Source organism: Frigoribacterium sp. SL97, assembly GCF_026625765.1.
Lineage (GTDB): Bacteria > Actinomycetota > Actinomycetes > Actinomycetales > Microbacteriaceae > Frigoribacterium.
This window is the reverse complement of sequence record NZ_CP113062.1, coordinates 1494815-1508441: the sequence shown is the minus strand read 5'-3', so window position 1 is coordinate 1508441 and position 13627 is coordinate 1494815. Positions and strand designations below refer to the sequence as shown.

Genomic DNA, 13627 nt, shown 5'->3' with positions numbered 1-13627 from the left:
GGTCTCTGCAAGCCACGCAGCGCTCGTCGCACGCCACCCGCCGCCATGCAGTGCACCGCGTTTCGTGCAGCACGCTCCCTCTAGTCGCGGTGCGGTGAACGAAACGCGGTGCGATGCCGGCAGGCGGCCCGGTCCGGCGCGTCCTGGGTGAAAGGCCCCCGCGCCTCCGCACCCCGTTTCGTGCGCCACACACCGTCTAGTCGCGGTGCAGTGCACGAAACGCGGTGCCGTCGCGGCAGGCGGCCCGTGTCAGCTCTGTGCGGTCGGGGCGAAGAACTCGATCTGGTTGCCATCGGGGTCCTTGATCATGAGGGCGTGGCCGAAGTCCGCGTCCTGCAGGTCGGACTCGATGCCGACCGACGTGGCGTGCTCCTGCCAGGCGACGACGCCGTCACGATCGGTCACGGCCAGGCCGATGTGGTCGAGCCCGGGGACGGTCGGGTCGAAGGCCGCGCTCGATCCCCCGGTGTAGGCCGTCACCCCGAGGATCTGCCCGTTGCCGACGGAGAAGATGCGGCGATCGAGGCCGTCGAGTTCGATGCGGCCGACGGGGCCGGCGCCGAGCAGCTTCTCGTAGAAGGCGAGGCTCGTGTCGAGGTCGGAGACGGTGATGGCGACGTGGGCGTAGCCGGAGAGTTCGGGCATGGGGTGCTCCTTCGGTGGTCGGGTGTTCTCCGACCCACCGAACTCGCCTCGACTGAGAACGGCCTCTCGTCCCGCGCTCCGCCGTCCCCCGCATCCCTCCACAGGGTGGCGAGATCCGATCCCGGAGTCCGCTCGAGCCCGAGACGATCGACGCGTGACCACCCACGAACGAGACCTTCGTTCCCTCCTCATCCGCTCGCGGTTCGACGATCCGTCGGAACGCCGAGCCCACGCGCGTGGCGAACTCGTGCGCGTCGCGCCCGGACGCTACGTCGAGTCGGCGGCCTGGCGGGGCCTGCGCCGCGAGGAACGCCACGCCGTCCGAACGGCGGCCGCGGTCGGCCGGATGCGTGACGCGGTCGTCGTCTCCCACACCTCGGCGGCCGCGGTGTGGGGCATGCCTGTGCTCGGCCCGCCGCTCGCCCGCGTCTCGACGACCGACCCGGCGCGCGCCCGGACCCACACGGGTGCGCACGTGACCAGACATGCGGCACCGCTGCTCTCGGACGAGATCACCCCTCATCGGGGTCTCCTCGTGACCACGCCGGCCCGGACGGCCGTGGACGTCGCTCTGAGCGGGACACGCAGCCAGGCCGTGGCCGTCCTCGACCACTGCCTGCGACGTCGGTTGTGCACGCTGGCCGAGTACCAGGCGTGCCTGCTGGGACGAGACCGTGTCCGGGGCTCGACCCGCGCCTCCTGGGTCGCCGAGTTCGCCAGCCCCCTGGCCGGTTCCGCCGGTGAATCGGTCTACCGGGTCGCCCTGGACGGTCTCGGATTCCCGGCACCCCGTCTCCAGGAACGGCACGTCGACGACGAAGGGCTCATCGGGTTCACCGATTTCGGGTGGGAGGCCTACGGCGTGTACGACGAGTTCGACGGCTTCGTGAAGTACCTCGACCGCGAGATGCGGCACGGGCTGACGGCGGAGGAGATCGTGGTCCTCGAGAAGGTCCGTGAAGACCGGCTGAGGGGGCTGCCCTACGTGAACCGGGTGACACGAACCGTCTGGCGCGATCTCGCGCGTCCGCAGCGGATCGTCACACGGCTCGAGCGAGCCGGCCTCCCGCGCGTCCACACCGCGAATCGTGCACGGCACCGTGACTAGTCGGGGGGCCGTGCACGAAACGCGGTGCGGCGCGGTGCGGCGCGGCGCGGCGCGGCACGGTGCGGCACGGTGCGGCGCGGTGCGTCGAGGTGCAGCGCGGTGAGGGCGGGTCAGGCTTCGAGGGCCTCGGTGAGCAGGGCGACGAGGGCCGAGAGCTGCACGTCGACGGAGTCGACGACCTCGGAGTCGTCGCCGTCGAGTGCCCGGGCGGCGAGGCCGGCCTTGCTGTCGATCAGCTCGGCGATCTTCGTGTCGATCGTCTGCGCCGCGATGACGCGCCACGCCGTGACCGGCTCGGCCTGGCCGATGCGGTGCACGCGGTCGATGGCCTGCGTCTGCTCGGCGTCCGTCCACGACAACTCGGCCAGCACGACGTTCGAGGCGACCTGCAGGTTGAGCCCCACGCCGGCCGCGGTCAGCGAACAGACGACGACCTCGACCTCGGGGTCGTTCACGAAGGCGTCGATCTGGCGCTGACGGACGGCCGGGGTCTGGTCGCCGCGGATCGAGGAGTACTTGATGCCCCGCTTGGCGAAGGTGGCCTCGGCGACGTCCATGACGTCGATGTGCTTGGCGAAGAACACCACCTTGCCGACGTTGCGGGCGAGCTGGGCGGTGTAGTCGGCGGCCAGGCCGGCCTTGGCCTGACCGATGCGGCGCACCATGCTGAAGACGTTCTCACCCGTGCTCGACGCGCTGGCGTCCTCGAGCTCCCACTTGGCGACCTGGCGGACGAGGTCGTGATCGATGCCCTCGACGCGGACGCCGGACGTGCGGGTGGTGAGCGCGGTGCGGTACTTCTGCACCATGCGGCGGGCCAGCTCGCGTTCGGCGTCGCGGATGGACCGGCCCACCTCGTCGTCGAGCTCGACCGGAAGGTCGGCGATGCGGCGGGCGGGGATGTCGGAGGCGACGTCGACCTTCTTGCGACGGACGATGCCGAGGTCGATCACGATCTCGCGCGCCGACGAGAAGAACCCGGGGTCGGCGGGGGTCAGGCCGACCTCTTCGAGGCGCTCCATCAACTCGGCGGCGGGCTTCTTGTCGCCGATCCAGCCGAGGAACTCCCAGATGGCGCGGAAGTCCTCGATGTCGTTGATCAACGGGGTGCCGGTCAGCGCCATGAGCAGCGGGTGGGCGGTGCGCGAGCGGATGCGCTGGGCGAGCTGCAGCACGTGCCGCGACCGCTGCGATTCTTTGTTCTTGATGAAGTGGGCCTCGTCGACGATCATGCCCTTGAAGCCGAGCTCGCCGAGCCAGCCGACGTGACGGTCGAGCACCTCGTAGTTGACGATGACCACGTCGGCGAAGGCGTCGAGCTTCTCGCCGTCGCCGTGGATGACGGTCGCCGTGCGCGTCGGCGTCCACAGCTGGACCTCGCGGGCCCAGTTCGTCTTGACGACGTTCGGCACGACCACGAGCAGCGGGTACGCCGCGGCCGCCTGGGCGGCGAGCAGGGCCTGGGCGGTCTTGCCGAGGCCGGGCTCGTCGGCGAGCAGGTAGGTGCGGTGGCCCTGGCGGGCGGACTCGACGAGCTGCGCCTGGTGGTGCATCAGGGTGGCGCCCGCGGGGGCATCGACCGTGGTGGGCTCGGGCAGCGGCATGCAGGCCGAGCCTCCCCCGGCGCCGTACTCGAAGGACTTGAACAGGGGGCCGAAGAGCTCCCAGTTCGCGAGCCGGCGCGGGTGCGCCTCGCGGGCGACCTCGGCGAGCGCGAAGTCGGGCGGCAGGAACGGGTTCGCCAGCTGCCGCGAGATGACCGACTGCGGGACGACCTGTCGCTCCGAGGTCGGCGCGACCGGCGCCGCCTCGGTGACGATGATCTGCTGCTCGGGCTCGAGCTCGAGCCCGGCCGACATCTGCATGTCGCGCTTGAGCGTCTTGGCGGCCTCGCTGACCGTGGCCGCGTCGCCCAGCAGGGTGATCAGCGACGTGTCGCGGGCGGCGGTCTTGGCCAGGATCTGGGCGACGCCGTCGAGGCGCTTCATCTGCTCGGCGCGCTCGGACTCGCTGATGGCCTTGTCGACCTTGACCCGGGCGCGTTCCTCGCGCATGAGCAGGGCGATGACCTGGAACTTGGTGCGGCTCGAGGGCTTCACCTGACCGCGTTGCGCGGCGGCCTCGACCTCACGCACCGCACGGGCGAGGACGGGGATCAGCCCGTCGTTGTCGACCTCGCGGCGACGGTTCGGACGCTGGGCGGTGCGGGTACCACCCGATTGACGCTGGCCTGGTCGAGCCAAGGCTCCTCCTCGTGGTCGACGCGGGACGTCGACGGTGCTGTGCCGCCGTGTCGGCGGAGGGTGCTGCGCGAGACGCCGAGAGGCTCGGCGACCCGGACGGACGACGACCGAGAGGGTCGCGCCGGATGCGTGCGGGGCGGGGTGCCGCGCGATGGACAGCTGTACCGGCTTCGCGACGGGCGACCTTCGTGGCGGGCAGTCCGACGACGGCACGTGCCCCGAAGCCCCGTCACGCCGAGGTGTCGACTCGCACCGGAGGAGGCGCGGACCGGAGAACACCCGGGCGGTGAAGCTGGGGACAGTTTACGCGTACGACGCGCCGGTACGCCACCAGCGCCTCCTCGTGTCTCGGGGCCAGGTGGCGACGGGCCGGCGGCGCGTCAGCCGCGACGACGCAGGCCGCGGGTCGCCGGCCCCTCGAGCACGCTGCCGTCGGCGGCGAACCGCGACCCGTGCAGCGGGCAATCCCACGACCGTTCGGAGTCGTTCCAGGTGACGATCCCGACGAGGTGCGGGCAGATCGCCGAGACGGTGCACACCTCGCCGTCGACGGTCGAGCGCGCGACGGGGGCGAAGCCGCCCGACCGGCCCACCTCGCCCTGGCCCTCGGCGGGTGCGACGGCGACCAGACGGCGGGTCATCGCCCCGGCCCAGCCCTTGGCCGCCCACCACGCGTCGGCCGCGTTGATGCCGATCCCCGACGCGATGGCGATCGGCGTCGTGACCCGCCCGTGCAGCGTGGTCATCCAGGGCTGCGGGTCGCCGAGCACGTCCGACACGAGGGTCATCGCGGCCTGGACCGCGTTCGTCAGCCCCCAGTGCTCGTACCCGGTCGCGAGGTAGATCCGACCCCGACCCCGCGGCAGCCAGCCGACGAACGGCACGTGGTGCGGCGTGCCGTAGTCCTGACCGCTCCACGAGTGGGTCGGCCGCGCACCCGGCCAGTGGCGCGTCGTCCACTCGGCGAGGTCGTCGACCATCGCGATCGTCGAGGAGGCGCGACCCACCGGGTGCCGGTTGCCGCCGGTCACGAGGCGGTCGCCCACCGCGGAGAACGACCGGGTGGGACCGTCGACCGCCTGGTACATGCCGTCCGGCAGGTCGTCGACGCCCTCGAAGGCCAGGCCGTAGGAGCGCTCGCTGCGGAGCTTGGCGAAGTAGAGGCCGCGGTCGAGCACGGGGCTGCCCGTCGTGACGTGCACGCGGCGGCCGCGGACGTCGGGACCGTCGCTGTGGGTCACCGTCGGGTTCGTCGCGTCGATGCCGGTGACGCGCACCCCCTCGACGACGACGCCACCGAGCGCCCGGACGTCCGCCACGAGCGCGACGATCGCCTGCACGGGGTCGAACTGCGCCTGGTCGGGCAACCGGAGTCCGCCGGTCGTGCCGAACGGGAGGTCGAGGCCGAACTCCTTGACGACGGGGAGGCCGGCCTTCCTCGCGACGAGGTACTCGTCGTCGACCGTGGCGATCCCGGCCCGGGTCGTCGCGTAGCTGAAGGCGTCCCGGCGCTCGACCTCGACGCCGGCCTCGTCGAGGTAGTCGACCATCCAGTCGAAGCCCGCCCGGTTGGCCGCGACGTAGGCGTCGACGACGCTCTGGTACGTGTTCGTGCGGATGCGCTGGAGCTGCCTGCCCTGCAGCAGCGACATCGACGCGGACCCGCTGCCGCTCGCGACGTTGCCCACCGTGCGCGCCTCCAGGACGGCGACCCGGTGACCGCGACGCGCGAACAACAAGGCGGTGACGAGTCCGGTCAGGCCCCCGCCGACGATCACGTCGTCGTAGACGGTCTCGGGGTCGATCCTGTCGGTGGTGACGTCGGGAGCGGCGTCGAGCCAGGGTGACGGCATGGGGGCCTCCGGGTGCGCGGGTGGGTGCTGCGCGCCACGGTAGGCCCGTCGGCCCGTCCGTGGGTGCGCGGCGGACCCGTCCGTGGGTGGGCGGCGGAGGGGCGGGCGGTCAGGCGGGGCGGGCGAGGGTGCCCGCGGCGGCACCGATCAGCTGGACGGCCTTGCGGCGGCCCGTGTCGGTGCCGAGCGTGGCCTGTCCGCCGGCGTGGGCGAGCAGCTGCGACGCGACGCCCGGCGCGAGCCGGTCGGCCAGGCCGGGCAGGCGTTCGACCCAGGCGCGCGTCACGTCGTCGGCGAGGCGTTCGCAGGCCCGGGCCTCGGCCTCGTCGCCGTTGCCCCGGTGCCACTGTCCCGTCACGACCAGATGGGCGACGAGGGCCGCCGCGTCGCGCGCCGGGTGCCCGAGCCCCGCGGTGTCGACGTCGAGCAGACCGGTGACCCGCCACGGCTCGGACGGGTGCACGAAGAGCTGCTCGAGGTGCAGGTCGCCGTGGATCACGGCGAGGGCGTCCGAGGCGGAGGAGGCGCGGCGCCGGTCGATCTCGTCGTAGAGGCCGTCGATCTCGGTCGCCCGGTCGGGCAGCGCGGCGCGCAGCGTCGAGCGGTGCCAGGCTCCGTGGTCGAGGGCGTCGGACTGCGCCCGCGCCACCACGTCGACGCGGGCGATGCGCGTCCCGAGGTCGACCATCTGCTCGACGAACCGCGGGTCGTCGACGAGCTCGACGACGCGCTGCCCGGCCGGCACCCCCGGGACGCGTTCGAGGACGAGCAGGCCGTCCGCCCGCGAGGCGAGCACGGCGGGCACCGGCAGCCCCTGCGCCCGGAACGCCTCGTGCAGGGCGACGATCGGTGCCACCCGGTCGGGGCGGACCACCTTGAGGAAGACGGTGGTCTCGGCGGCGTCGAGTCGGATGACGGCGCGCTTGCCGGGTCGGTACGCCGCGACGCTCAGCCGCGGTTCGGTGACGACGACGCCGAGCGCCGCGAGCGCGTCGGCCACCCGGTCGGGATACGTGGCCCCGGCGAGCGCCGGCAGCATCGGGTCGGCCGGGTAGGCCCAGACGGCGAGCGGCTGACCGGTGGTCGGGTCGCGGGTGAGCACCGAGGACTCGTCGGCGGCCCGGGTGTCGGTGTCGATGAAGGTCAGCACGGTCGAGGTCGCGCCGACCGGGTCGACCGTGTCGACCTCGTAGCCGTAGAGGAACCCGGCGCCCGAGGGCTCGACCGAGTGGGGTCGGAAGGCGACGACGGTCAGCCCCGAGTTCGCGAACGCGGCGGGGAGCACCTCGGCGGAGTTGGGCCACACGAGGAGGCAGTCAACCAGCAGCCGGACCGATCGGTGGGGAGGCGCGGGCGGGGTGACCGTTTCGTGACCTGTCGCGACGTCGCGACGCGGGCGGCGCCTCCCCGTCTACCCTGGAGGGCGTGAAGGTCGTCTCGCGCATCCGGCAGACGAAGCGCACGCCCCTGCTCCAGGTGGTGAAGACGAGCGTCGCGGTGATGGCGGCCTGGTTCGCCTCGGTGGCCCTGTTGCAGCAGCCCCTGCCGCTCTTCGCCGCGATCGCGGCCCTGCTCGTGGTGCTGCCGAGCGTCAACCAGTCGTTCGTGCGCGGCCTCGAGCGCAGCGTCGGCGTCATCGCCGGCGTGCTCATCGCCTTCGCGGCCGGCCAGCTGTTCGGCGACGCGACCTGGATCGTGCTGGCGATCGTCGTGGTGAGCCTGCTCGTGGCCTGGGCCTTCCGGCTCACGCCGAGCTCGGCGAACCAGGTGCCGATCTCGGCGATGCTCGTGTTGGCGATCGGCGCCCAGACCCCCGACTACGCGCTCGACCGGGTGCTCGAGACGATCATCGGTGCGGCCATCGCGCTCGCGATCAACGCGTTGATCGTGCCTCCCGTCGCCCTCGCCCCCGCGCACCTCGCCGTCGGACGGCTCGCGCGCGACATCGCGTCCGTGCTCGACGAGACCGCCGCCGTGCTCGACGACCCGGTCGACGGGTCGCGGCTCGCCACGGGCCTGACCAGGGCCCGCGAGCTCAGGGTGGCCCAGGCCCGGGCGGTCGACGCGGTCACCGCGGGCGAGGAGAGCCTCCAGCTCAACCCCCGTGCGAGCCGCAACCGCAGCGTCCTCGAGGCCGACGCGGCGCTGCTGCGGCGCCTCAGCGTGCTCGTCAACCGGGTGGTGGGCATGGTGCGGTCGGTCCACGACAACTACGACCCCGGGCTGTCAGACGACCCCGTGGTGCAGAGCATCGCCGAAGACCTCCGACGAGCCGCCCACGACGTGCGCCTGCTGGCGCGGACCACCGAGGAGGCGCTGCCGGCCGGGCGCGCCTCCCGCCTCCCCGACGCCACGGGCGGTCCCGCGACGGGCACCGGGCACGACGACGGCCCGGCGCTCACGTCGCCGGTGAGCGTGCTGCGCCCCGACCCGGCCAACTGGGTGCTGGTCGGGTCGCTGCTCGAGGACCTGCGCCGCGTGCGCGAGGAGATCATCGGGTAGCATCCGACGATGCGACGGGGCCGGGCGACAGGGGTGGCCGACCCGACCCTCGACCGCTACGCCCCGTTCGCGCTGGTCACCGAGCCCGGTGCCCTCGGGCTCACCCGCTCGACGATCGAGACGGCACACGGCCGGACGGTCGTGCACCACGCGACGGCGTCGGCCGACCGGTCCTCGCGCCGCCGGGCGACCGTCCTGCTGCACGGGGCGGCTGGTTCGTGGACGACGTGGACCCCCCTGCTGCAGGCCGCCCGCGAGGTGGACGCGGTCGTCTCCCGCCCGGTGCTGATCGACCTGCCGGGGTGGGGCGCCTCGCCCGAGCCGGACCCGGGCCTCGACGTCGAGTCGGCCGCCGCCGTGGTGGTCGAGGTCGCCGAGGCGCTGGGCGTCACCGAGTTCGACCTCGTCGGACACTCGATGGGCGCGTTCGTCGCCCTGCACCTGGCCGCCGTCCGACCCGACCTGGTGCTCAGCGTCTCGGTCGTGTCGGCCACGTCCTTCTCGGCGATCGACGCCGTGACGCACCCGGTGCGGGGCCTCGTTCGGTTGCCGGCCTTCACGCTGCTGCGTGCGGCGTTCGGGGTGCTGCCCCGCGCCTCCGCGTCCCTCTTGCGCGGCGCGGCCCGCATCGGACTGCTGCGAGCGCTGTCGTCGCCCGTGTTCCGCCACGTCGACCGCGTCCCGCGCTCGGTGCTCGAGGCGTTCGTGGCCGAGCTCAGGCCCCGGGGCTTCCTGGCGGCCTCGAGGTCGGGGCAGGGGTACGACGCGACCCGGTGGCGAGGCATCGACTGCGACGTCGCCGCCGTCAGCGGAGCCGACGACGTCTTCGCCCGGTCGTCCGACCTCGACCGCCTGGCCGGCGTCGTGCGGCACGCCCGGACGACCCTGCTCGCCGACTGCGGGCACTTCGCCCACGTCGAACGGCCCCACGAGACCTTGCGGGCGCTCGGCTGGGTGGAGGGCTAGGACGCCTCGGCCGACGCCGCCGAGCCCGCTCCGGCCTCGACCTCGCGCACGATCATCGCGACGCACCGCGCGTGGCCCAGCGGCCGGAAGTGGCCGTCGACCGGGAACTCGAGGTTGACGGCCCCCGGCAGCACGCTGCCCTCGGTGACGTGGGCGTCGAACCGCGACGCCATCGACGTGATGGTCCCGTTCGCCTCACGCTGTCCGGCGAGCCGCAACAGGTCGGCGTCCCGGGGCGAGAAGGGCCTCAGCGCCCTGACCGGCAGCACCCTCGCCCAGCGCGACCCCGAGAAGGGACTGTTGACCGTCACCATGCGGGTGATGCGTCGCTCGGCGTCGGTCGAGACCATCATGGTCTTGCCGACGAGCCCGCCCTTGCTGTGGGCCAGCACGACGACGTCCCGCAGGTCGTGGGCGTCGAGGATGCGTTGGGCCACCTCGGCGGTGGCCGCGATCGGACGACGGTTGTGGCCCATGCCGGGCACCACGACGATCGGGTGACCCCGATCGTTCAGCCGGTCGGCCACGGGTCGGAGGAAGCGCCAGGTCTCGTAGACGCCGGGCAGCAGCAGGACGGGCTCACGGTCGCCGTCACGGTAGCGACGCGGCACCACCCGGCCCGACCGCGGGACGAGGTGCACCCACCAGACGTACCGGTAGTCGAGCACGACCGTGCGGACGAAGCGCCAGAGGCCGACCCGGCGACGTCCGTGGCCACGCGACGGTGTGGAGCTCATGCCGCCACGCTAGGCGACGTCAGGCGGCGGTGCCCACCAGGGGCAGCTCGCCCCAGGGCTCGCCCTCCGGCCAGGCGATCGACTCGACCGCGGCCCGGGCGATCTCGAGCGTGACGTCCCAGCGGCCGCAGATCGACGCCCACGGCGGCGGGAACTCCGACGCGTCGTCGAGCAGCGCCAGGGCGAGTCGCCCGAGCCCCGCGCGGGCCGCCGCGCTCGCCGCGTCCGGCAGGGAGTCGGTCAGCCCGTGGACGACCCTCACCCGGTGGGCGAAGTCCATCTGCTCGATGTCGTCGAACGCCCCCCAGGCGCTCTCGATCTCTCGTCGCAGCCTCGTGATCTCGACCGCGTCGAAACCGTGACGGTCGGCGCGTCCGGGTACCGCTCGTGCCATGTCAGCCCCCCTCAGAGCATGGCCACGGATCGGGTACCCACGGCCGGGCGTCGGCTTCGGTGCCGATGCAGGCGAACATACCATCCAGTACGGTCCGGGCTCCAGCACCCTCGATCACGAGTGGATCACGGCGGCGAGCGACCCCCTGGACCGGCTCGGGACGGCAGGCGCCGGCGACCCCTCGGGCCGACGCGCCCCGGCGTCCCCACCCGTCGTCGGTCGAGCTGTCCCCCGAAGGCTGAGCCGTCGCCCGGGCCGACGGTCTACCGTCCACGTCGCACCCACCGGTGCGACGACTCCGCACGAACCCACGACGAACGGGAGACATCATGTTCCAGGGATCCGACCAACTCCGCGACAACATGCAGAAGGTCCTCGTCGACCTCATCGAGCTGCACGTCCAGGGCAAGCAGGCGCACTGGAACCTGCTCGGCTCGAACTTCCGCGACCTCCACCTGCAGCTCGACGAGATCGTCGACGCGGCCCGCGAGTTCAGCGACGAGGTGGCCGAGCGCATGCGCGCCGTCTACCTGATCCCCGACGGCCGCACCTCGACCGTCACCCGCGGCACGAGCCTGCCCGAGTTCCCCGCGGGCCCCGTCGAGACCACCGCGGTGGTCGACCTCATCGTCGACCGCATGTACGCCGTCACCGGCACGATGCGCACGGTCCACGACGACGTCGACGACGAGGACCCCACGACGGCCGACGTGCTGCACAGCATCCTCGAGCGCCTCGAGCAGCTCGCCTGGATGACCGGCGCCGAGAACCGCCACCCCGAGAAGGACGCCCGCCAGGACGACACGCGTCAGCGTGACGAGGACGCCGCGGCCGAGGGCCTCGACCGCGTCGGCGCCGTCGCCAACTGACCCGACCACCTCACGAGGGCACCGTCCGGGAGCGCGCCACCCGCGCCTCCCGGGCGGTGCCCTCTCTCGTCGAGAGGACGACCCCATGACCGAATCGTTCGACCACGTCATCGTGGGCGGCGGCATGACCGCCGACGCCGCCGCGAAGGCCATCCACGACACCACCCCGGACGCGTCGGTGCTGATCGTCAGCGCCGACGTCGACGCGCCGTACACGCGCCCGGCGCTGTCGAAGAAGCTCTGGACCGACCCCGACTACACCGAGGCCGACAACGCTCTCGGCACCGTCGCCGACTCGGGTGCCGAGATCCGGCTGCGCACGCTCGTCGAGTCGATCGACCGCGAGGCCCGCACCGTGACCACCGACCGCGGCGACGTGATCGGCTACGGGGCCCTGCTGCTCGCCACCGGAGGCAGCCCCGTCGCCCTCGACCTGCCGGACGACGACCGCGTCGTGTACTTCCGGACCGCCGAGGACTACCGCCGACTCCGCTCGCTCTCGGGCGGCGGCCGGCACGTCGTCGTCGTGGGCGGCAGCTACATCGGCACCGAGCTCGCCGCGGCCCTCGTGCAGAACGACACCCGCGTGACGCTGGTCTTCCCCGACGACGTGCTCGGCGGATCGGTGTTCCCCGCGTCCCTCGCCTCGTCGTTCGAGAAGAGATTCGAGGAGGCGCGGGTCGAGCTGGCGCGCGGACGTCGCGTCGAGAGCGGCACGGCCGACGACGCCGGCGTCCACCTCCGGCTCGACGACGGCTCGACCCTCGACGCCGACACGGTCGTCGTGGGGCTCGGCATCTCGGTCGACGACCAGCTCGCGGCCGACGCGGGTCTGGCCGTGGACGACGGCATCGTGGTCGACGAGCACCTGCGGACGAGCGACCCGAACGTGTTCGCCGCCGGCGACGTGGCCTCGTACCCGGACGCGATCCTCGGGCGCCGCCGCGTCGAGCACGTCGACAACGCGAAGTCGCAGGGCCCCGTCGTCGGTCGCAACATGACCGGCGCCGACGAGGTCTACGACCACACGCCGTACTACTACTCGAAGGTCTTCGACCTCTCGTACGAGGCCGTCGGCACGCTCGACGCGTCGCTCGAGACGATCGTCGACGACAAGGGCGAGGGCGAGGCCGTGGCGTACTACCTGGGCGACGACGGCGCGGTCGAGGGCGTGCTGCTCTGGAACGTCGAGGAGGCGCGTGACGCGGCCCGCACCGTCATCGCGGCGGGCGTCGTGCCGCGCGACGAGCTCGTGGGGCGCATCTGAGGACGCGCCGTCGGCACGACGACGCCCGCCCGATCGGCTGACCGGGCGGGCGTCGTCGCGTCGGAGGGTCGTCGCAGGGGCGACGGGCCGGGCGTCCCCGGGGGGCCCGCCCGCACGGGCGGCGGTCTCAGCCGAACAGGAACGGCGGGCGAGCCGCCCGGTCGAGGTCCAGCGCGAAGATGCCGCCGCTCAGCGGGAACTCCTCGAGCTGTTCGTCGCTCAGCCCCTCGCGGGCCGACAGCACGAACAACGTCCGCAGGTCGTCACCACCGAAGCCGATGCCGGTGACGTTCGGCACCGGGAGGGTGATCTCGTCGACGAGACCACCGTCGACGTCCAGGTGCACCACCTTGCCCTCGCCGTAGATGGCACCCCAGAACTCTCCCCGCTCGTCGCGGGCCAGGCCGTCGTGGGCGCCCTGGGACGAGAACGGGACGAGCTCGCCCAGGGTGCCGTCGGCATCCCACGAGGCTCGGTAGATCGTGTCGTCGCCGGTGTCGGTGAGGTAGATCTCGCTGCCGTCGTCGTTCCACTCGAACCCGTTGGTCGTGGCGAAGTCGTCGCGGAGCTGCGTGAGCGTGCCGTCCGGGGCCACGCGGTAGAGACCGGCCACGGGGCTGCCCTCGGGGTCGGTCGCACCGACGACGAAGGCGCCGAACGGGTCGCACTTGCCCTCGTTGAGGCGCAGGCGCTCGTCGGCGTGGTCGACGGTCGCGATCGTCCGCTGCTCGGTCCCGTCGTCCCGCATGACGACGACGGTGTCGTCGAGGGCCGCGATCAGGCCACCGCCGCGCCGACGCTGGAAGCTCGGCAGGGGCGGGTCGACGACGACGGTCGTGTCCCTCGTGCCGTCGGCCGACGTGCGGTGCAGGAGGCCGTTCGTGATGTCGGTCCAGACCAGCTCGTGGGCGTCGACGTCCCAGACGGGACTCTCGCCGAGCGTGGCCTTCGCGTCGAAGAACAAGCGGGGCTCGGACGTGGTTCCGGTCGGAAGAGGCATCCGACCGGTCTACCCGCCCGACATGTCCACCGGCTCCTTTTCT

Annotated in this window: 12 protein-coding genes; 5 read left to right on the top strand and 7 right to left on the bottom strand. The window is 72.9% G+C overall.

Going from position 1 to position 13627, the window contains the following annotated elements; translation table 11 throughout:
- Window positions 1-249 precede the first annotated feature (249 nt).
- On the bottom strand, window positions 250-645 hold the full coding sequence (locus OVA02_RS07210; protein WP_158612927.1) for a VOC family protein: 396 nt from the start codon (window positions 643-645) through the stop codon (window positions 250-252).
- A gap of 154 nt (window positions 646-799) precedes the next feature.
- Between OVA02_RS07210 and OVA02_RS07205 the strand changes: the two genes are divergently transcribed.
- Window positions 800-1753 (top strand): hypothetical protein, encoded by a 954-nt coding sequence (locus tag OVA02_RS07205; protein WP_200413509.1) that lies wholly within the window; start codon window positions 800-802, stop codon window positions 1751-1753.
- A 110-nt stretch (window positions 1754-1863) separates the two neighbouring features.
- Here OVA02_RS07205 and OVA02_RS07200 read toward each other — a convergent pair whose 3' ends face one another.
- The 3 genes from OVA02_RS07200 to OVA02_RS07190 all read right to left on the bottom strand — a co-directional run bounded on the left by OVA02_RS07200 (window position 1864) and on the right by OVA02_RS07190 (window position 7155).
- Window positions 1864-3996, bottom strand: coding sequence for a DEAD/DEAH box helicase (locus OVA02_RS07200; RefSeq protein ID WP_056048208.1), 2133 nt, complete (start codon window positions 3994-3996; stop codon window positions 1864-1866).
- Between the two features lie 380 nt (window positions 3997-4376).
- Complete coding sequence (locus OVA02_RS07195) at window positions 4377-5849, bottom strand: FAD-dependent oxidoreductase (protein ID WP_267659527.1); 1473 nt, start codon at window positions 5847-5849, stop codon at window positions 4377-4379.
- A gap of 109 nt (window positions 5850-5958) precedes the next feature.
- The gene (locus OVA02_RS07190; protein WP_123571814.1) at window positions 5959-7155 is read right to left on the bottom strand and encodes a phosphotransferase family protein; all 1197 of its coding nucleotides are present in this window, start codon (window positions 7153-7155) and stop codon (window positions 5959-5961) included.
- 119 nt (window positions 7156-7274) lie between these two features.
- Here OVA02_RS07190 and OVA02_RS07185 point away from each other — a divergent pair, with 119 nt between their 5' ends.
- Window positions 7275-8351 (top strand): FUSC family protein, encoded by a 1077-nt coding sequence (locus OVA02_RS07185; RefSeq protein ID WP_267659526.1) that lies wholly within the window; start codon window positions 7275-7277, stop codon window positions 8349-8351.
- A gap of 9 nt (window positions 8352-8360) precedes the next feature.
- A complete protein-coding gene (locus OVA02_RS07180; RefSeq protein WP_267659525.1) occupies window positions 8361-9317 on the top strand; it encodes an alpha/beta fold hydrolase in 957 nt (318 codons plus the stop codon).
- Here the strand turns inward: OVA02_RS07180 and OVA02_RS07175 are convergent.
- Both OVA02_RS07175 and OVA02_RS07170 read right to left on the bottom strand, forming a co-directional pair.
- The gene (locus tag OVA02_RS07175) at window positions 9314-10054 is read right to left on the bottom strand and encodes an esterase/lipase family protein (RefSeq protein ID WP_159826866.1); all 741 of its coding nucleotides are present in this window, start codon (window positions 10052-10054) and stop codon (window positions 9314-9316) included. The two genes, OVA02_RS07180 and OVA02_RS07175, sit on opposite strands and share 4 nt — an antisense overlap.
- Before the next feature lie 19 nt (window positions 10055-10073).
- The gene (locus tag OVA02_RS07170; protein ID WP_267659524.1) at window positions 10074-10448 is read right to left on the bottom strand and encodes a hypothetical protein; all 375 of its coding nucleotides are present in this window, start codon (window positions 10446-10448) and stop codon (window positions 10074-10076) included.
- 329 nt (window positions 10449-10777) lie between these two features.
- Here OVA02_RS07170 and OVA02_RS07165 point away from each other — a divergent pair, with 329 nt between their 5' ends.
- Together OVA02_RS07165 and OVA02_RS07160 are read left to right on the top strand one after the other, a co-directional pair.
- A complete protein-coding gene (locus OVA02_RS07165) occupies window positions 10778-11317 on the top strand; it encodes a Dps family protein (RefSeq protein WP_082460542.1) in 540 nt (179 codons plus the stop codon).
- An 85-nt stretch (window positions 11318-11402) separates the two neighbouring features.
- Window positions 11403-12584, top strand: a complete 1182-nt coding sequence (locus tag OVA02_RS07160; protein ID WP_267659523.1) for an NAD(P)/FAD-dependent oxidoreductase — start codon at window positions 11403-11405, stop codon at window positions 12582-12584.
- A 127-nt stretch (window positions 12585-12711) separates the two neighbouring features.
- Here the strand turns inward: OVA02_RS07160 and OVA02_RS07155 are convergent, their stop codons facing one another.
- Entirely contained in the window at window positions 12712-13584 is an 873-nt protein-coding gene (locus tag OVA02_RS07155; RefSeq protein WP_159826868.1) for an SMP-30/gluconolactonase/LRE family protein, read from the bottom strand.
- Window positions 13585-13627: the final 43 nt, after the last annotated feature.